Origin of the sequence: Virgibacillus sp. AGTR, from assembly GCF_016919725.2 — a bacterium.
Taxonomy (GTDB): Bacteria; Bacillota; Bacilli; order Bacillales; family Amphibacillaceae; genus Virgibacillus; species Virgibacillus salarius.
Genome location: NZ_JAJERH010000008.1, coordinates 46,618 through 63,475 on the forward strand (window position 1 = coordinate 46,618; position 16,858 = coordinate 63,475).

20 protein-coding genes and 1 riboswitch are annotated in these 16,858 nt (G+C 36.4%); of the genes, 8 read left to right on the forward strand and 12 right to left on the reverse strand.

The features are described 5' to 3' along the window. Positions 1-146 precede the first annotated feature (146 nt). The gene (locus tag JUJ52_RS05755) at positions 147-1,133 is read left to right on the forward strand and encodes an NAD(P)/FAD-dependent oxidoreductase (protein ID WP_205388755.1); all 987 of its coding nucleotides are present in this window, start codon (positions 147-149) and stop codon (positions 1,131-1,133) included. 61 nt (positions 1,134-1,194) lie between these two features. Here the strand turns inward: JUJ52_RS05755 and JUJ52_RS05760 are convergent, their stop codons facing one another. From JUJ52_RS05760 to JUJ52_RS05770, 3 genes are all read right to left on the reverse strand, one after another. Then, positions 1,195-1,551: a HesB/IscA family protein gene (locus JUJ52_RS05760; RefSeq protein WP_026681538.1), complete on the reverse strand. Its 357-nt coding sequence runs from the start codon at positions 1,549-1,551 to the stop codon at positions 1,195-1,197. Between the two features lie 79 nt (positions 1,552-1,630). Further along, positions 1,631-2,488 carry a diaminopimelate epimerase gene (gene dapF / locus JUJ52_RS05765; protein ID WP_205388756.1) on the reverse strand — a complete coding sequence of 286 codons (858 nt, stop codon included), beginning with the start codon at positions 2,486-2,488 and terminating at the stop codon, positions 1,631-1,633. Positions 2,489-2,504: 16 nt separating this feature from the next. Continuing rightward, positions 2,505-2,831 carry a YuzD family protein gene (locus tag JUJ52_RS05770; protein WP_026681540.1) on the reverse strand — a complete coding sequence of 109 codons (327 nt, stop codon included), beginning with the start codon at positions 2,829-2,831 and terminating at the stop codon, positions 2,505-2,507. Between the two features lie 146 nt (positions 2,832-2,977). Between JUJ52_RS05770 and JUJ52_RS05775 the strand changes: the two genes are divergently transcribed. Then, positions 2,978-3,202: a NifU family protein gene (locus tag JUJ52_RS05775; protein WP_026681541.1), complete on the forward strand. Its 225-nt coding sequence runs from the start codon at positions 2,978-2,980 to the stop codon at positions 3,200-3,202. A gap of 202 nt (positions 3,203-3,404) precedes the next feature. Here the strand turns inward: JUJ52_RS05775 and JUJ52_RS05780 are convergent, their stop codons facing one another. Further along, positions 3,405-4,370 (reverse strand): 2-hydroxyacid dehydrogenase, encoded by a 966-nt coding sequence (locus tag JUJ52_RS05780; RefSeq protein WP_026681542.1) that lies wholly within the window; start codon positions 4,368-4,370, stop codon positions 3,405-3,407. A 35-nt stretch (positions 4,371-4,405) separates the two neighbouring features. Continuing rightward, a complete protein-coding gene (locus JUJ52_RS05785; RefSeq protein WP_026681543.1) occupies positions 4,406-5,377 on the reverse strand; it encodes a protein kinase family protein in 972 nt (323 codons plus the stop codon). Positions 5,378-5,466: 89 nt separating this feature from the next. On the opposite strand from JUJ52_RS05785, the gene JUJ52_RS05790 reads away from it, so the two are divergent. After that, positions 5,467-5,970, forward strand: coding sequence for a phosphatidylglycerophosphatase A family protein (locus JUJ52_RS05790; RefSeq protein WP_026681544.1), 504 nt, complete (start codon positions 5,467-5,469; stop codon positions 5,968-5,970). 184 nt (positions 5,971-6,154) lie between these two features. Here the strand turns inward: JUJ52_RS05790 and JUJ52_RS05795 are convergent, their stop codons facing one another. The 3 genes from JUJ52_RS05795 to JUJ52_RS05805 form a co-directional block, all read right to left on the reverse strand. Continuing rightward, positions 6,155-6,928 carry a TIGR01457 family HAD-type hydrolase gene (locus JUJ52_RS05795; protein ID WP_026681545.1) on the reverse strand — a complete coding sequence of 258 codons (774 nt, stop codon included), beginning with the start codon at positions 6,926-6,928 and terminating at the stop codon, positions 6,155-6,157. 94 nt (positions 6,929-7,022) lie between these two features. Further along, entirely contained in the window at positions 7,023-7,655 is a 633-nt protein-coding gene (locus JUJ52_RS05800; protein ID WP_051388330.1) for a helix-turn-helix transcriptional regulator, read from the reverse strand. A gap of 12 nt (positions 7,656-7,667) precedes the next feature. Next, positions 7,668-8,108, reverse strand: coding sequence for a DUF86 domain-containing protein (locus tag JUJ52_RS05805; protein ID WP_026681546.1), 441 nt, complete (start codon positions 8,106-8,108; stop codon positions 7,668-7,670). 113 nt (positions 8,109-8,221) lie between these two features. Between JUJ52_RS05805 and JUJ52_RS05810 the strand changes: the two genes are divergently transcribed. The 3 genes from JUJ52_RS05810 (at position 8,222) to JUJ52_RS05820 (ending at position 10,381) form a co-directional block, all read left to right on the forward strand. After that, complete coding sequence (locus JUJ52_RS05810) at positions 8,222-8,491, forward strand: SAV0927 family protein (RefSeq protein WP_026681547.1); 270 nt, start codon at positions 8,222-8,224, stop codon at positions 8,489-8,491. Positions 8,492-8,536: 45 nt separating this feature from the next. After that, a complete protein-coding gene (locus JUJ52_RS05815) occupies positions 8,537-9,979 on the forward strand; it encodes an amidase (RefSeq protein WP_226983534.1) in 1,443 nt (480 codons plus the stop codon). A gap of 126 nt (positions 9,980-10,105) precedes the next feature. Then, positions 10,106-10,381, forward strand: a complete 276-nt coding sequence (locus JUJ52_RS05820) for a hypothetical protein (RefSeq protein WP_026681549.1) — start codon at positions 10,106-10,108, stop codon at positions 10,379-10,381. A gap of 24 nt (positions 10,382-10,405) precedes the next feature. On the opposite strand, the gene JUJ52_RS05825 is transcribed toward JUJ52_RS05820, so the two are convergent. Next, complete coding sequence (locus JUJ52_RS05825) at positions 10,406-10,681, reverse strand: YutD family protein (protein WP_026681550.1); 276 nt, start codon at positions 10,679-10,681, stop codon at positions 10,406-10,408. A gap of 129 nt (positions 10,682-10,810) precedes the next feature. Between JUJ52_RS05825 and JUJ52_RS05830 the strand changes: the two genes are divergently transcribed. Both JUJ52_RS05830 and JUJ52_RS05835 read left to right on the forward strand, forming a co-directional pair. After that, entirely contained in the window at positions 10,811-11,377 is a 567-nt protein-coding gene (locus tag JUJ52_RS05830; protein ID WP_026681551.1) for a YhcN/YlaJ family sporulation lipoprotein, read from the forward strand. Between the two features lie 148 nt (positions 11,378-11,525). Next, on the forward strand, positions 11,526-12,494 hold the full coding sequence (locus JUJ52_RS05835) for a M23 family metallopeptidase (protein ID WP_374488124.1): 969 nt from the start codon (positions 11,526-11,528) through the stop codon (positions 12,492-12,494). Between the two features lie 172 nt (positions 12,495-12,666). Here the strand turns inward: JUJ52_RS05835 and JUJ52_RS05840 are convergent, their stop codons facing one another. The 3 genes from JUJ52_RS05840 to JUJ52_RS05850 all read right to left on the reverse strand — a co-directional run bounded on the left by JUJ52_RS05840 (position 12,667) and on the right by JUJ52_RS05850 (position 16,469). After that, positions 12,667-12,774, reverse strand: coding sequence for a methionine/alanine import family NSS transporter small subunit (locus JUJ52_RS05840; protein ID WP_121605573.1), 108 nt, complete (start codon positions 12,772-12,774; stop codon positions 12,667-12,669). 2 nt (positions 12,775-12,776) lie between these two features. Continuing rightward, positions 12,777-14,315 carry a sodium-dependent transporter gene (locus JUJ52_RS05845; RefSeq protein ID WP_205388758.1) on the reverse strand — a complete coding sequence of 513 codons (1,539 nt, stop codon included), beginning with the start codon at positions 14,313-14,315 and terminating at the stop codon, positions 12,777-12,779. A 603-nt stretch (positions 14,316-14,918) separates the two neighbouring features. Further along, complete coding sequence (locus tag JUJ52_RS05850) at positions 14,919-16,469, reverse strand: Na+/H+ antiporter NhaC family protein (protein WP_121605574.1); 1,551 nt, start codon at positions 16,467-16,469, stop codon at positions 14,919-14,921. 172 nt (positions 16,470-16,641) lie between these two features. Further along, a riboswitch (Lysine riboswitch) is annotated at positions 16,642-16,820 on the reverse strand. Positions 16,821-16,858 lie beyond the last annotated feature (38 nt).

Below are 16,858 nucleotides of genomic sequence, written 5' to 3' on the forward strand. Positions count from 1 at the left end.
TACATTTCAACCCTTTCTTTTGTTTCCCCAATTATTAAATTTTTCTTAATAGTAAGTTACAGAGTGCTTTCATGTTCTACTAAGGGGAATTTATGGTACTATAAACAATGGTATACTAAATTTTATCGGAAGTGGAGGGAATTATTGTGACCAAAGAAGTCTATGATGTTACTATCATCGGCGCAGGTCCCGTAGGTTTATTCACAGCCTTCTATGGCGGTATGCGTCAGGCAAGTGTTAAAATAATTGAAAGTTTACCACACACTGGCGGGCAATTAACTGCTCTATATCCAGAGAAATATATATATGATGTTGCTGGTTTCCCTAAGGTTAGAGCACAGGAATTAGTAGATAACTTAGAGGAACAAGCAAACTTATTCGATCCAGAAATTGTTTTAGAACAGGCAATCGAAAATGTAGAAAGGCTTAAAGATGGAACGTTCAAATTAACATCCAATAAAAAGGAAGTACATTATACAAAGACGATCATTATTACAGCAGGAAACGGAGCTTTTCAGCCTCGACGTTTAGACATAGATCAATGCGATAAATTTGAAAACATTAATCTCCATTACCATGTTAAAGATATGAACCAATATAAGGGTCAACGTGTTGTCTTACTTGGAGGTGGAGACTCAGCTGTTGATTGGGCGCTTATGCTAGAACCGATTGCCGAAAAGGTAACTCTTGTGCATCGTCGTGATAAATTCCGAGCCCATGAACACAGTGTGGAAAAGCTTTATGCATCGAACGTAGAAATCCTAACACCGTTTGTACCATCAAATATCGTTGCAAATGAGCGTATTGAACAAGTCGTTTTGGAAGAAGTAAAAGGTGACCGAGAAATCACATTGGATGTCGATGCCGTTTTATGCAATTATGGATTTGTTTCTACACTAGGACCAATTAAAGACTGGGGACTCGAAATTGAAAAGAATAGTATCGTAGTAAATTCAAAAATGGAAACCAATATACCAGGGATTTATGCTGCTGGAGATATTTGCACATACGTTGGAAAAGTGAAACTCATTGCAACTGGATTTGGCGAAGGTCCTACGGCTATAAATAATGCAAAACAATATATTGATCCGAAAGCCAGAATTCAACCAAAACACTCAACTAGCATGTTTTAAGATACTAACTATAGATAGATATAAATAATAGCTGAAGCAACTTATTGCTTCAGCTATTTTTCTAACAATCGCCAGGCGCGCCTGCCTTATCTTTTGTTCTAAAAGATGATCCACAACCACAAGATACGATAGCGTTCGGGTTATCAATACTAAATCCGCCACCCATCATATTTTGTTTGAAATCAATCGTTGTTCCTTCAATTATAGGAATATCCTGATTATTGAGAACAACTGGTATTCCATTAATTTCTTTCGTTGTATCTAACTCTTCATTTATTTCGTATTCAAAACCTAGTGAATAGGATAACCCACTACATCCGCCACCTTTTACACCAAAGCGCAAATAGGCACCATCAGACTCTTCTTTCATCATATTTTGAATCTGCTTACTAGCATGATCGGTAATATTAATAGCCATCTCATGGACCTCCCTTTAAGATGATTGCTTATCTTCTTTAAGTATACAAAGTCCTTGAATAGGATTCAACTGATGATACTCAATCGTCATAGTAATAATCTCCTGTAGCTATAACTTCTGCTCCTCCAGTCATCCAGACATAGCCCTGATCATCCCATTTAATAAACAAATCGCCGCCTGGTAAATGAACAGTTATTTGTTCATTACGGTTAACCAAATCATTCAACGCGGCTGCAACTACTGCCGCACAAGCACCAGTACCACAAGCCTGTGTAATACCAGACCCTCTCTCCCATACACAAAAATTTATTTCAGTAGGAGTAAGCACCTCAATAAATTCTACATTTATCCCCTGTGGGAACCGTTTGTCCTTTTCAATTGATGGTCCTAATTCTACTAAAGGGGCATCATCAATATTGTCAACAACAAAAACAGCATGCGGGTTGCCCATAGATACCGCTGTTACTTTAAGCTGCTGATCCATTATTTTAAATTGTTCTGCTACTACTTTTTCTGTTTCACTGCCTATCATTGGAATGTCCGCTCGGTTAAGCTGTGGCTTCCCCATGTTAATTGTTACAAGCTGCACATTATCATTCTGTATTTGAACCTCTGCCTCTACAATATTAGCTTTCGTTTCTATTTGAAATTGAGTGACATCAACAATTCCATGTTCATAGGCATACTTCGCAGCACACCTTAATCCATTACCACAACTCTGCCCTTCTGAACCATCCTTATTAAATATCCGCATACCTAGTGCCGCTCTTTCACTGGGATGAATTAAAATGATACCATCAGACCCTATTCCTGTGTTCATATTAGATACGCTTTGCGCTAATGCTGGCAGCATTGCTTCCTCTAATTTATGCTGGAATAAATCAATATATATATAGCTATTTCCAAGTCCATGCATCTTCGTAAAAGGGATTTTCATGTTCGTTTCCTCGTTTCTATTTATTCTGTAATGGAATGTTATGTTTATCCAATGCATGATAAACTGTTTTTAACCGCGGTATACCTTCAGCAACCATTTCGTCATTGATCATGACAATGGGATAGAATAAATCATCACGCACTATCTTTTCAATAAATGCCTGATGCTTTTCCACATTTGGAGGTTGATCAATATCTATGTATTCATATTTTAGGTGATCATCTATATATTTCCGACCAATAGCAGCTTGTAGCCATTCATAAGTATCCCTAGAGCCTGGTGCGCCAACACAGCTCGCACAAATCTGTTCTGCCCCATATACCGTTATCTTTATTTGCTTCATCCCATCTAGCCTCCTTTATACGATATCTTTTATTTTACAAAATGTTTATCTAAAGATAAAATAAAAATGATTATCAGTTTCAATTATGCCATAGATTTTTTGAAGAATCCGTTCTATAATAGATAGAAGAAAGGAGAAGATGGATAATGCGAGACCAAGTACAAGAAGTATTAAATAAATTACGTCCATTCTTGCTACGTGATGGTGGCGATGTGGAGTTAATCGATGTAGATGAAAACGGCATTGTGCTTCTTCGTCTGATGGGTGCATGCGGGAATTGCCCGAGTTCTACCATTACATTAAAGGCTGGGATTGAACGCGCCTTAATGGCCGAAGTACCTGGAGTAACAGAAATAGAGCAAGTATTTTAAAACAAACTAAATCGATAACATAGCTAATAATTATATTTTATCCTATACAAAGAAGGCCTCCAACGATAAGGATGCCTTCTTTATTTTTGTCTAGGAAATATTGAGCCGCGTCCAGTTCCAGCGCCCAGAACTAGATGACTTCACGACTCGCTCCAGTCGCTACATTTCTAATCGAGCGCTTGCGCTTTTGTTCCTATCTATTTTACCAAACAGGCGTCTTCGGCTGACCGCCTGTTAATACAGAAAGCGTATTATCCAAACACAATTTCCACATAGCAGTTCGTGTTTCTGTACTCGCCGAACCAATATGTGGAAGTGCAACAACATTCTTCAACTGCATTAATGGATGATCAGCATGAATAGGCTCCTCTACAAAGACATCCAATCCAGCTGCCTTTATTTCTCCAGTTACTAAAGCATTCTCTAACGCTGTTTCATCTACTACTGCACCTCTAGAAATATTAATAAAAATACCAGTATCTTTCATTTTATGAAAGGTAGTCTTATTAAATAATTGCTCCGTTTCACCAGTTAAAGGCACAACAGATACCACAAAATCTGAATGGTGAAGCAACGTATCGAAATCTGTATAAGTGGCATTTAGCTGTTCTTCCGCTTCAACATTTCTAGAACGGTTATGGTATAAAACTTCCATTTCAAATCCCTTGGCTCTCCTTGCAATTGCTTGCCCAATTCTTCCCATACCTACAATCCCAATTGTCTTATGGTGAATATCGGATCCCGCCAATAAATACGGCCCCCAGTTGTCCCACTTATCTTTCCGTATATAATCATTTGCCTCCATAAGCCTTCTTGCAGTGGCCATTAACAGGGCAAACCCTAAATCAGCAGTTGTTTCGGTCAGCACATCTGGTGTGTTAGTTACAGCAATATTTCTAGCCTTTGCTGCTTCCATATCAATATTATCGAAACCTACCGCTAAATTCGCAATTACCTTTAAATGAGGAGCTGCATCTAGCAACTGCTGATTAATCTGTTCGCTTAACATGCAAATTAATCCCTCTGCCTCTTTTATTTCTCGCAACAACACATTTTCTGGTACTGGGTCATTCTCTTTTTCCCAAAATTTTATACGGAAGCTATTAGTATAAGGGGCGATTAATTCTTCTGGTATTTTCCGTGTAATATAAATCAATGGTTTCTTCAACGGTATGACCTCCATACGTAATTATGTTCATCATTCTATAGCCAGTGTACCACAGGAATTTGCAGAAGATCACAATCCACCTCTACTTGATTATAAAATTTCCCGAGCTTTTCTTCATATTCTGATTGTGTTTGAAGTAATTGCTTGAATTGCTCGAGTGCATCGTCATTTTCAGATGTTAAATTCCATTCCAAAAAATCAAAAATATGAATAGGAAAAAGTAACCTTGCATATATTAAACGCCAGCTAAACACAGATAATGGTCTGATCGCTTGATAATCATTTAAAAAATTGGAAGAAATTGCACCTGGATCCTTGTTTAAGATGTGCTGTCTTAAAAATTCAGAAATATCTCTCGATGGGTGATCATAAACTAATTCCATTGGCCACATAATGGGCTTTATCAGTTGATTTGTATATCTTCGAAAAGCAATCGTTCCCTGATCTACTTCATAAAATCGCTGTTCCTGTTCACTTTCACGAATATATTGAATTGCATTTTCACTTATACCGATGAAATAAGGAAGTACATCCATTACTAGACGGTAATATGCTGAAGGGGTTTCACGTGCTCTCTGCTCAAGATGATTCTCTAATGTGTTCACTTTATCGATCCATAATTCCTTCCATTGTCCATAGCTGGAAATAGCCTTTGGTTCATATCCATAAGCATTACCAATCTGATGAAATTCGGCTAGTAATTTTCCATCAGATAGAGTAATCTCTCTATATGAAAGTTTGCCTTGAACAACCATAAGCTGCGTATCCTGAAAAACTGTAAACCATTCTCCTTGATTATTTGATATTGGAATTGCCATATGTGTATAGTAGTCTTCCGCTAAATAATAAGCTACAACCGCCTGTTCCATATAAATAATTTCATTGTTATCAATAGAAATGGTAAAATAAACATATTCTCCAGATTTAAAGCATTCTTTGCCGTCAATCCATCTTTTTTCTTCTGGTTGAATGTTGTAATTTTCATAAAGCCACTTTTCATAAGACAAGTAGATCCCTCCTCTGGGCATTTATACTAATTGTATGTTGAAAAGTTACCTTCTTTACTTAAAACTATAAAAAGAGAGGAAGTTACATGATGGGTCAAGAGACAAATCAGAGTGAATTAGAAGTTAAAGCTAGACAATGGCTTACTGAACGTGGAGTGACGATTGATGATATAGCAGAACTCGTTTATTATCTACAGTCTAAGTACCATGATGATTTAACAATAGAAGTTTGCAGACATAATGTTGATCGTGTTCTAACAAAAAGAGAAGTACAAAATGCCATCCTGACAGGTATTCAATTAGATGTATTAACAGAAAAGAAACAGCTAGAGCAGCCGCTACAAAAAACCATTGAGGTTGACGAAAGTTTGTATGGTGTAGACGAAATCATTGCATTATCAATCGTCAATGTATATGGCTCAATCGGCTTTACAAATTACGGGTACATTGATAAACAAAAGCCTGGCATATTACAAAAATTAAATGATAAATCCTCAGGAGAGTGTCATACGTTTTTGGATGATATTGTAGGTGCAATTGCAGCTGCGGCATCTAGTCGCTTAGCACATTCCACTGATGAAGAAAGTTACTAGATAAAGTGAAACTTCAAACCATACTTTTAACTTAGACTGTCAAGCAGTTCTTCTTATATTAGAAAAAATCTAGATTAAGCCATCACTTTTAGCATACAAGAAGAGAATAAAAGACGAAGATATCGAAGTCTTATATAGTAAACAGAGAGTAGATATACCATTGGTTCTTCTACTCTCTGTTTACTTAAATATGTTGAAGCCATTCATGTAAACTATGCACATAATAGGTCGGCTGGATTTCAAGGTTTGGGTACTCCTTAATAGGAGTAACACCAGTAAAAACCATCAATGTATCCATCCCTGCACCTATGCCAGCTCGTATGTCTGTAGCATAATTATCGCCAACCATTAACGCTTCATCCTTTTTCACTCCTAACACAGTTAGGGCTTCCTCCATAATAATGGATTCTGGCTTACCAATAAAGGTTGGCGCTACTCCAGTACTAACTGTAATTACAGATGTCAGTGATCCATTCCCAGGTAATAATCCTCTTTCACTGGGAATCGCTACATCGCCGTTCGTAGAAATAAAAGTAGCGCCATCCCTGACAGCCAAACAAGCTTTTGCTAGCTTATCATATGAAATGTTCCGGTCAATGCCAACAACTACAAAATCACAATCCTGATCTGTAATAGTCAGTCCTTGCTCTTCTATAGCTTGATGTAATCCATCTTCTCCTATAACATAACATCTTGCTTGTTTCTTTCTTGCTTGAATAAACTTTGCTGTAGCTATACTCGTTGTCACTATCTGCTGTGCAGTTGCAGTAATCCCCATTTTATTTAATTTCGTAGATACATCTTCTTGTGTTTTTGAAGAGTTATTAGTTACGAACACATGTGGAATGTTATTGGTTTTTAATGTAGCAATAAATTCTGCAGCCGCTTCAATTGGTTCATTTCCTCGATACATCGTACCGTCTAAATCAATTAAATAGCCTTTATACGCATGTTTCATGAATATTCCTTCTTTCTAAACTAAAAAGTCCAAGCGACCTTGCTCACTCAGACAACGTCTTCTTTATTCAACTGCAGGAGAAAGATATAGTCCTTCACCTTTCTTCCAACTGCTTTATTGTCCACATACAATAAGGTTTTCCATCAGTAATACATGTATGTGAAATAACTTCACAGGTAGAAAAGATGTCTTGATACATTGCTTTTTCATTTTGACATACTTGTGTATATTTAGAGGATAACGCAGAAATCGGACAATGATAATTTTTCATTTCATAGTGTCCTACATCTACCTTTTTCAATTCTACCATATATCCATTTCCATCTTGAAACTTAGCCATTTCTTTAACCTTACCATCAAAGTCACTGTCACCTACGAAATCCTCTAGCTGATTCCGTTCCCGCAGCATTCTTTGCCAAAGTAAATCATCAACCGCTCTCTTACCTTGAAGATACTCAAGATCCTGAAGCAGCTCTAATGGCAGTTTTTCGTTTTGATTTGGGAATAATCCATGCCCCTTCTCTGTAAGCTCATAAGTAAAATATGGTCTTCCTAGTTTCTGCTTTATACTATTTTTCTTGATAAATCCATCCCGCACTAGAGATTGTATATGCTTTCGAACAGCAATTTCCGAAATCGTAAAAAAAGGCAACATATCTGTTATAGTTACTTCATGTCCTTTTTTTATTAACGTCAATAGCTTTTGCTTCGTAGGTGTTTGTTTCATAACGTATCACCCCTATGATTCATTTGAAAAAGCGTTAGCTACTCCTAGTTCATTATCTAAGTACACTCTTATATGTGCTGAAAATTGTTTATATACATGATAATTAGCTTGAATCGTATGTATTAACTTGTTATGGTCGATGTTTGTATAGTCGGTTACCAACACTTTTCTTAGCTGTATTAATTCTTTATAAGCAGTTTCCTCATCTTTAGGAAGAACCTGTTCATCTAACAAAATATCGATAATATCGTTATAACTACCTGGATCACGCATAATAAATCCATCGATCATCATATTTCCAACATCTAATGTACATTCTATTACTATATGTACAGCTCTTTCCAAACTTAATTTATCGATTAACGTTTCTGGAGCGTTCATTTTCAATACATTGATGACCTGGTCCATGTATTGAAGCGTCTGCTGAATCTTACTCCTATCTACAAAATACATGTAACAACCCCCCCATTATGAATTACAATCTTATCATACCATATATTATAGGATTATTGAGCAAAACATGATATAGTTAAGGAAAATGTCAATATTCGGAAAAGAGGGATATGATGGGAAGTAAGTATGAATTAATTAAAGATGAAACTGTTACAAAAGAAGTGCGTTATATAAGTTTCATGGGAAAGTTACAGCGTTATGATTTTGCTTTTTTAAAGAATGATGATGATCCAAGCAAAACCACCATTATCAATTTGCGTAAAAATCGATTTACAGTAGTAGGAAAAGAGGATTTAAACGATCCAGGAAAGATAGAGCATATCTTCCATGAGACAGCTATGGAAGCTGATGAAATTCGGAACTTCCTACATGAAGTTCTTTAATTACAGCAAATTTCATGCATAATTTAAATACGAGGAGAATGAAGGATGATGGGAACTGTGATCTCTTCCAACAAGGAAGATATACTTAATTTAGATGTTACAGCTATATCCCATGCTATTAAAGAAAGACAGTTTTCAGTGTTAGAAATCGTTAGTGTTTATATAGAAAAACAAAAACAAATAAATCCGATTATTAATGCAGTAGTAGAAAATCGGTACGTTGAAGCGCTACAACAAGCAAAAGAGCTGGATATGTTTTTAAAAAATAATGAGCCATTATCCCCTCTATTTGGTGTCCCAATAAGTGTAAAAGAATCCATTCATGTCAAAGGTATGAAAACGACTGGTGGACTAGAACATAGAAAAGACTTAATTTCTAGAAAAGACGCAGTAGTTATATCGAAATTACAGGAAGCTGGAATGATTATCTTAAGTAAGACAAATACACCTGCCTTATGTTTTTGTCAGGAAACAGATAATCGACTATATGGTCGTACCAACAATCCTTGGGATATCAATAGGACCTGTGGAGGCTCAAGTGGAGGTGAAGGAGCCCTGTTAGCAGCAGGAGGTGCTCTTGCAGGAATTGGCTCTGACATTGGTGGTTCCATTCGATTTCCCAGTCACTTCAATGGCGTTATTGGTTTTAAGCCCGGTTTTAAACAGGTTTCAGCTCATGGGCATTTTCCAGCTGTTACAAATGATATCCAAAATAGAATGTTAAGCATTGGACCAATGGGTAAATCCGTTCGGGATATGGAACTTATCTATTCAAGCATCTCCGAAAATGAAATAGATGATTGCTCTCTAAAGAATTTTAAGATAGAAATTTTACCTAGTAATATGGAACAACCATTAAATGAAGTAACGAAAAGACTGTTAGACGATATTGAAAAAGTACTAACAAGATCGTTTTCTACTTTTCGACGCATTCCTCCAATGTATCATAACTGCGCTACATTATGGCAAGAAATGCTCTCAAGTAATGGCAGTGAATTAATTGAAAAAGCTGCATTTAACAATGACAGGTCTTTTCTCTTGAAATCTTTTCTTAAAGAAAAACTAACGCAACGCTCTAAGATTCATCCGTATCTGTCGAAAGCAATTTTTGGAGCAAAGCTTTTTAAACCATCGATTAGCCGCATTCGAGAGATGGAAGAGACGATTTTACAGGGAGACAAGATTCTGGGAGCGTATTTACAAAATAGGCTACTCATTTTTCCAATTTATCATACGGGAGCATTAAAGCATGGAAAAGTCTATCGACAAATATTCTCCATGCGGCGAACATTTCTCACTTACATGCCTTATGTAGCCTATGCAAATGTTTGGGGATTACCTGCATTGACCGTACCGGTAGGAAATGATGAAAATAATATGCCAATTGCTGTTCAAATAATAAGTAAATCAGGAAATGAGGATGCAATTTTTCGATTAGGAAAAATGCTTGAAAAAAAATACAGAGGCTATAAACGTTGTGAGCTTTAATCCTAGCATCATTTCATACGAACTGCCTTTATTTTCTACCCATACAACTCACTATATAGTCAAAACTAATACCAACACCTTTACATTAGTTGTTGGTATTTTGTGTGAAAAGGATGTGTTTAGTTGATGGCAAAAGAAAAAAAGAAGACATATTCAAACTTTACCAATGTGGAAAGTATGCACGACAAGTTAATTCCTGAGGAATTCCCAGAAGGATCTTTTGGTTCTCCAATGAATGAATATGCTCTAGTGGAAGGTAAATCGACTCCTTGGGAAAAAGGACAACGACGGGATAGTGCTTTTGTTTACCCTGATAGAGAACGTCATAAGGACTTACCTAGACAGGCTGATGGCTCACATGACCCACATAATAATCCTGATGGCGATTTTGGAAAAGAGTAGTAGCAACATCGAGCTACTGCTTTTTTATGTAGCAATTTTTTGAAGGACAAAATAAGCACATCCAAAATTACAGTATTCATATAAATAGTCATCTAAGGCACTTATCTTATTGTCAACAGGTGCTTTTTGGTTTTGATCTGCATAAAAGCCTTTTAATCGTAACTGGTCATAACCCCAGTCACCAACAATAAAATCATACTTAGCTAATATATCTGAGTACCGTTCTTTTAACATATCCTCACTAAATCCATTTTTATGATTTTCCACAAGCTCGTATTTTTTCCCTTGCAACTCTATCATATAAATCCCCCCATATATCGTGTCTACAGTTTATCATCTTTTCGAAAAACCCTCCAGAAATAAAATAGTATGATTTTCAACTCAAATTGCAAACTAATGATGAAAAGATATTTTGAATGGAGGATAGCAATGAAAACAAGAACACTTATACCAATCGGCCTGACTTCTTTGCTACTCATTACTGGTTGTGCAAATAATAACAATGCTATTGATGAAAGAGACCAAATACGGAATGAATTAGATCCCAATCAAGAGTTACGAGCTCCGGCAGAAGATGGTGCTGATGATAAACTTGGCTATGTGCGTTATACGAAAGAACAAATGGAAAATAATACAGAAAAAAATCATTCCGTAAGTATTGACCGTACTGAAATGGCGAATATGATTACGCGAATTATGTTGCGTGGTGATGCTTTCGATGAAGTCGCAACACTTGTAACGGACGAAGAAGTGTTAATTGCTTACCAAAAATCTGGCCGTTATGATCAGGATAGAACAGCGGATATGGCAAAGCGTACGGCAATGTCAGTTATGCCTAGATACTTTAAAGTATATGTCTCGGACAATACAAGTTTAATTAATGATATCCACAGTTTGCATAATCTAAGTACAACAGAAGGTGATTATGATAATACAATTCAGAGCATTATTAAAGAAATGAAAAAATCACCTCAAGGTAGTAATAAAGGTATGTAATCAAAAACAGAAAGGAACTGATTGGAATTCCAATTAGTCCCTTTTATTTTATTGTATAATCAGAACTACTTTGACAAAAAATACAGAACATCAGCTACTTATAACGTTATTAAGTAAAGAAAATATGCGTGTAAGGTAAGGGTGAAACATTTTGTATGCAAAACGTTTTTTTTTCATGATCATAATTCTATTTTCGATTTTTCCGCATACATTTGCACATGCAGAAGAGAAAACGATTTATGATAAAAGAATGGCATTATTCAAAAAAACAGAAGCTTTAAGTCAAATTCCTTGGTACTATTTCGCAGCAATTGATAATTACGAGCGCAACAAAAAACAGGATTCAGATGATGAGAAAGTTATCTCTATTGAGGTGCCACCTGAATTATGGTATGGATTAGGAAATTCTTCTATGATCAAGGATGAACGATTAATCGTCTTTTTCAATGGAAAGGGTAAAGATGGCGATGGTGATCAAAAAGCCGACCCGAGAAATTCGGAAGATATTCTTCATACGATGGCAAATTATTTACTTGAATACGGTCAAACGAAGGATGATATAAAGATTGCATTATGGAATTATTATAAGCGGGATTTATCCGTACAGACGATAATGAACACTGCAAAGGTGTTTAAGGAATTTCAAGATATTAATTTAACGGATAGGGATTTTCCTGTTTCTATAACTCACAATTATAGTTATAGAAGCACATGGGGTGACCGAAGAGGATTTGGCGGATTACGAATTCATGAAGGTACCGATATTTTTGCAAATTATGGAACACCTGTAAAATCAACAACATATGGTGTTATAGAAATGATGGGCTGGAATCTCTATGGAGGATGGAGAATCGGTATTCGTGATATTTATAATATTTATCATTATTATGGACATATGAACGGTTACGATGATGATATTAAGGTTGGTCAAGTTGTTAAGCCTGGAGATATACTGGGGAGTGTTGGTTCGACAGGTTATGGACCGCCGGGAACATCTGGAAAATTCCCTCCACATTTACATTATGGTATGTACAAAGATAACGGCAAAAGCGAATGGTCCTTTGATCCATACCCTTATTTACGTAAATGGGAACGAATTGCGAAACAAAAAGATTAACAAGATAGTCAATTTAAACTTATATGACTTCTTCGCCTAGACTGGATAGAAAATAAATAATAAATTGAAGCGTTCAAAGGTCTGTTAGAATCGAAAAGGCTTCCCTTCACCTAGCTATAGCAACTAGAGAAGGGAAGTCTTTCTGCTACAAATTCGATAAAAAGGTCACTTCTTATTTTACTTCTTTTGATTTCTTCACAGCATACATAACACTTGCAGCTAATCCTCCCCAAATAATTACCATACTAAGAATCATCACTAAAATGACACTGCCAGTCATAGTTATTTGGCCTCCCTCTCCTCTGAATGCTCACTAACACCTTTAGCTTCGGACCTCCACTTAGTAGCAGCCATGACAATACCGATAATAAGGGCTGCTGCTGCAACAAACCAACCTCCAAATACGATAAATATATCTGCATATCCTTCATAATTTCCAGTTTCTGTGTCAAATTGCTTCATTAGGTTTAGTCGGAATAAATCGAACATCATATACCCCAATACTAGAGGTGTAATAACATTTAGACTTATCGACCACCACCAACCTAGGCGAATATCAGAAATAGCATTGGCATGTGTTTTTAGATCCTTTACTTTACGAAGAATCCATGCAATAAGCACTACTTCAACAAGTCCTATAAGCGCTACTCCAAATTGATTAATAAAGTAGTCAGCTGCATCCAAGAAGAACAGACCACCTTGAGTCGCAAATAAAAGTGAAATAATTGCGGCTATTCCACCTCCAAATAAAACTGCCTTTGATCTGGATATTTTGAATTTATCTGTTAAACCAGCAACATATGTCTCTGTAATTGACATCAATGAAGTTAATCCAGCAAGTACCAATGAAGCGAAAAACAAAAAGCCAAATAATCCATTCAGTCCTGGGAATTCATTAATTATCGCCGGAAAAACTACGAAGGCAAGACCAACTCCTCCTGAGACTACTTCCTCTACCTCTACACCGGATTGAGCTGCCATAAATCCAAGAGCAGAAAACACCCCAATACCAGCTAGTAACTCAAAGCTTGAATTACCAAATCCTGTAATAAAGGCATTGTTGGTAATATCCGATTTCTTAGGTAAGTAGCTTGAATATGTGATCATAATAGCGAAGGCAATCGATAAACTAAAAAATATTTGCCCATATGCTGCCACCCATACTTCTCCATCTAATATTTTACTGAAGTCTGGAGAAAAAAATGTTTGCAATCCATCCATAGCTCCGTCTAATGTAATTGCTCGAATAACAATAATAAGGAAAATAATAACTAAAGCGGGAATAAAGATGCGGTTTGCAATTTCTATTCCTCTCTTAACTCCTTTAAATAAAATACCTAGAACTACAACCCAAACGATAATTAATGGAATAAGTACACCTGGTACAAGACTTCCTATTTGTCCTGGTTCTACGGTACGATGTAAAAAGTCATTCATTAAAAACCCTTCCGTATCTGCTCCCCAGCTTAAATTAATTGAGAAAACAGAATAGGATATTGCCCAGGCAATAATAACAGAATAGTACGTAGAGATAACAAACGATACGAGCACTGCCCACCAGCCAATAAATTCTGTCTTTTTATTTATTCGCTTATACGTAAGCGGTGCAGAACCACGATATTTATGTCCCATCGTAAATTCCATAATCAAAATAGGAATACCGGCGGTTAGTAGTGCGAACAGATAAGGGATAAAAAAGGCTCCTCCACCATTCTCATAAGCGACAGCTGGAAAACGCCAAATATTTCCTAGTCCAACCGCTGAACCCACAGCAGCCATAATAAACCCTGCTCTTGTCCCCCATTGTGAACGAGTTTCCATTACAATACCTCCCCCTCTTCCTTACCAAAATAGTTGGTTTAAGGAATGTTTTTAAAGTTTTATTTTTTCAGATATTTCTGTTTGTATTATAACGGTACTTTTATACTATGTCAAAGAATTATTTGAATTTCAAGATATTTCTAATTTTAATTAACAAAAAAACAGCATATATAGTTATTAGATATTTTTAAACAATTATTATAGGCTTTTAGATTAGGTTATTCGTTACTTCTCCAGAAGAAAAAATACTCGATTCCTCATCGTAACACTAGAGATTCTTCGGGTATTTGTACAAAGCTTCTAGCTACATTCCCTCCACACAGAACAAAGACTTCATTTCGTAGCTTTAAAAGTTGGACAATATTTTTTCTACTATATAAAAATACTGCCGAGAAAAAATTCCCGACAGCTTGGATTTTAGCTTAAAGTTTTTATTTCCACAGAATACCATCGCCATGTTATTTAAACTGACTACAACAAGCGAAGTTTTCTATTGTAAGCACCGTAAGAGTATAACCTATTGGTCTCTATTCTAAACCGGCGATTTTACTGTATGTTACATGCCCGATACATAATCATTCGTAGCATAACACCGATCTCGTATTATGACTTTGTGTTCGATAAAAAGTGCAGGATTAATGCAATAGCTAAGACGATAACAAGTGTAGCAATTAAAGGAAATACGACTTGATTGGTGAAACCAATTATAAGATAGCCAATTCCAGCTGAAACAGCTGCCAAAATCGCATATGGCAATTGAGTCAAGACATGATCAATATGATTTGCACCAGCACCCGTTGAAGATAGAATTGTCGTATCCGATATTGGTGTACAATGATCACCAAAAACAGAACCAGCAAGCACTGCAGCCATAGAAGGTAATAACATAGAAATATCTGTAATTACTGTCACCTCAGCTGCGATCGGAAGCATGATACCGAATGTCCCCCAGGATGTGCCTGTAGCTAAGGCCATAAATCCTGCAATCAAGAAGAATAACAACGGTAACCATGCCGGACTAATCGAAGCATTATCTACAATTTGTGCTAAATACTCCCCTGTTTTTAATGTTCCTATCACTGAACCAATTGTCCAGGCCAATAATAGTATATAAATAGCAGGAAGCATTGTTTTCAAACCTTCTACAATAATTTTTCCTGCGTTGCTTTTCGGTTTCCTTTGTAATCCATGAAAAACAAATGATGTTAAAACAGCGATTGTACCACCAATAAATAGCGATAGATTAACATTCGTATTTGCAAAAATGGATATAATGCTAACATTACCATCGCTTGCATTTGCACCTGTAACAAGCATGGATACCACAGTAGCAAGAATCAAAACACCAATTGGGACAAGAAGATGATAGATTTTCCCATCTGTATGTGCTGCAAACGTATCGGTTAAATCTCCCGGTACTCTATCCTGCTTAGGATTTAGTAATTCTCCTGTCTGAATTGCCCTTTGCTCATGTGCTTTCATCGGGCCAATATCCATCTTTAAGTAGGCTACTAAAAACACAAGTAGTATGGCTCCTAATGCATATAAATTATATGGGATCATTTTAATAAACGCCTCTAAAGGTCCTATATCTGTGATGCCATTTGCTACAAATAAGCCACCAATAATACCAATGATATATGCTCCCCAGCTCGATATCGGTGATATTACCGTAACTGGTGCCGAAGTTGAATCAATAATATAGGCTAGCTTTGCTCGTGAAATCTTATGTCGATCTGTTAAGGGTCTTGCTATTTGCCCTACAGCCAAGCTGTTAAAATAATCATCAATAAAAATGATAATACCTAGCACCGCACTCATTGCTTGCGCACCGACTCTTGTTTTTACACGTTTGATCATCCATTCACCGAAGGCTCGACTCCCACCTGAAGCTTGGAGAAAAGCTGTCATTATTCCTAATAAAAGTAAAAATCCTAATAACAGAAGGTTACCTGTATTTAGCGAGCCTTCCGATATAAATATAGTATAAATAATAATTCCTATTTCCTTTAGGGAATCCCATATTGAAAAATCATGAATGAGAAGTGCTCCTGCTACAATCCCAGTTCCTAAAGATAATAATACATTTCTCGTTACTAATACCAATACGAGCATTAATATTGCAGGAATAAGGGAAAAAATTGTTCCTTCCATTGTTGTAACCTCCACTATGATTGTTTGCAATAATGAAAGAAAACATACTGTTCAAGAAAATGGGATACGTGGAAAACGGGGCTGCGTCAGAGAATGGGGGCTCTGTAAACACAAAAAGACAATGATAGAAAATAACCTACCATTGCCTTTACAATATACGTTATCCTCCATTTCGATCAGTAGTTCTCCATGCACATTGCTTCTTGCATGACAGTATACTTCTTATTCAAAAGCACACCAGCAATAATAAGGAAGACACTTATTATGCTTCGGCAATACATCCTTTCATCAATCATCATCGTTGTCATCCTCCGACTGATTAATCATATCCATTGCACCTCTACCTCACCGATCTGATAAGGTTTAAATATTCAACTAGCTAATAATAA

What these genes read in the sequence shown, in the direction of transcription:
- JUJ52_RS05760 (WP_026681538.1), bottom strand. Translation starts at nt 1,551, where the DNA reads ATGGCTATTAATATTACCGATCATGCTAGTAAGCAGATTCAAAATATG.
- dapF (WP_205388756.1), bottom strand. Translation starts at nt 2,488, where the DNA reads ATGAAAATCCCTTTTACGAAGATGCATGGACTTGGAAATAGCTATATA.
- JUJ52_RS05770 (WP_026681540.1), bottom strand. Translation starts at nt 2,831, where the DNA reads ATGAAGCAAATAAAGATAACGGTATATGGGGCAGAACAGATTTGTGCG.
- JUJ52_RS05775 (WP_026681541.1), top strand. Translation starts at nt 2,978, where the DNA reads ATGCGAGACCAAGTACAAGAAGTATTAAATAAATTACGTCCATTCTTG.
- JUJ52_RS05790 (WP_026681544.1), top strand. Translation starts at nt 5,467, where the DNA reads ATGGGTCAAGAGACAAATCAGAGTGAATTAGAAGTTAAAGCTAGACAA.
- JUJ52_RS05795 (WP_026681545.1), bottom strand. Translation starts at nt 6,928, where the DNA reads ATGAAACATGCGTATAAAGGCTATTTAATTGATTTAGACGGTACGATG.
- JUJ52_RS05800 (WP_051388330.1), bottom strand. Translation starts at nt 7,655, where the DNA reads ATGAAACAAACACCTACGAAGCAAAAGCTATTGACGTTAATAAAAAAA.
- JUJ52_RS05805 (WP_026681546.1), bottom strand. Translation starts at nt 8,108, where the DNA reads ATGTATTTTGTAGATAGGAGTAAGATTCAGCAGACGCTTCAATACATG.
- JUJ52_RS05810 (WP_026681547.1), top strand. Translation starts at nt 8,222, where the DNA reads ATGGGAAGTAAGTATGAATTAATTAAAGATGAAACTGTTACAAAAGAA.
- JUJ52_RS05815 (WP_226983534.1), top strand. Translation starts at nt 8,537, where the DNA reads ATGATGGGAACTGTGATCTCTTCCAACAAGGAAGATATACTTAATTTA.
- JUJ52_RS05820 (WP_026681549.1), top strand. Translation starts at nt 10,106, where the DNA reads ATGGCAAAAGAAAAAAAGAAGACATATTCAAACTTTACCAATGTGGAA.
- JUJ52_RS05825 (WP_026681550.1), bottom strand. Translation starts at nt 10,681, where the DNA reads ATGATAGAGTTGCAAGGGAAAAAATACGAGCTTGTGGAAAATCATAAA.
- JUJ52_RS05830 (WP_026681551.1), top strand. Translation starts at nt 10,811, where the DNA reads ATGAAAACAAGAACACTTATACCAATCGGCCTGACTTCTTTGCTACTC.
- JUJ52_RS05840 (WP_121605573.1), bottom strand. Translation starts at nt 12,774, where the DNA reads ATGACTGGCAGTGTCATTTTAGTGATGATTCTTAGTATGGTAATTATT.
- JUJ52_RS05845 (WP_205388758.1), bottom strand. Translation starts at nt 14,315, where the DNA reads ATGGAAACTCGTTCACAATGGGGGACAAGAGCAGGGTTTATTATGGCT.
- JUJ52_RS05850 (WP_121605574.1), bottom strand. Translation starts at nt 16,469, where the DNA reads ATGGAAGGAACAATTTTTTCCCTTATTCCTGCAATATTAATGCTCGTA.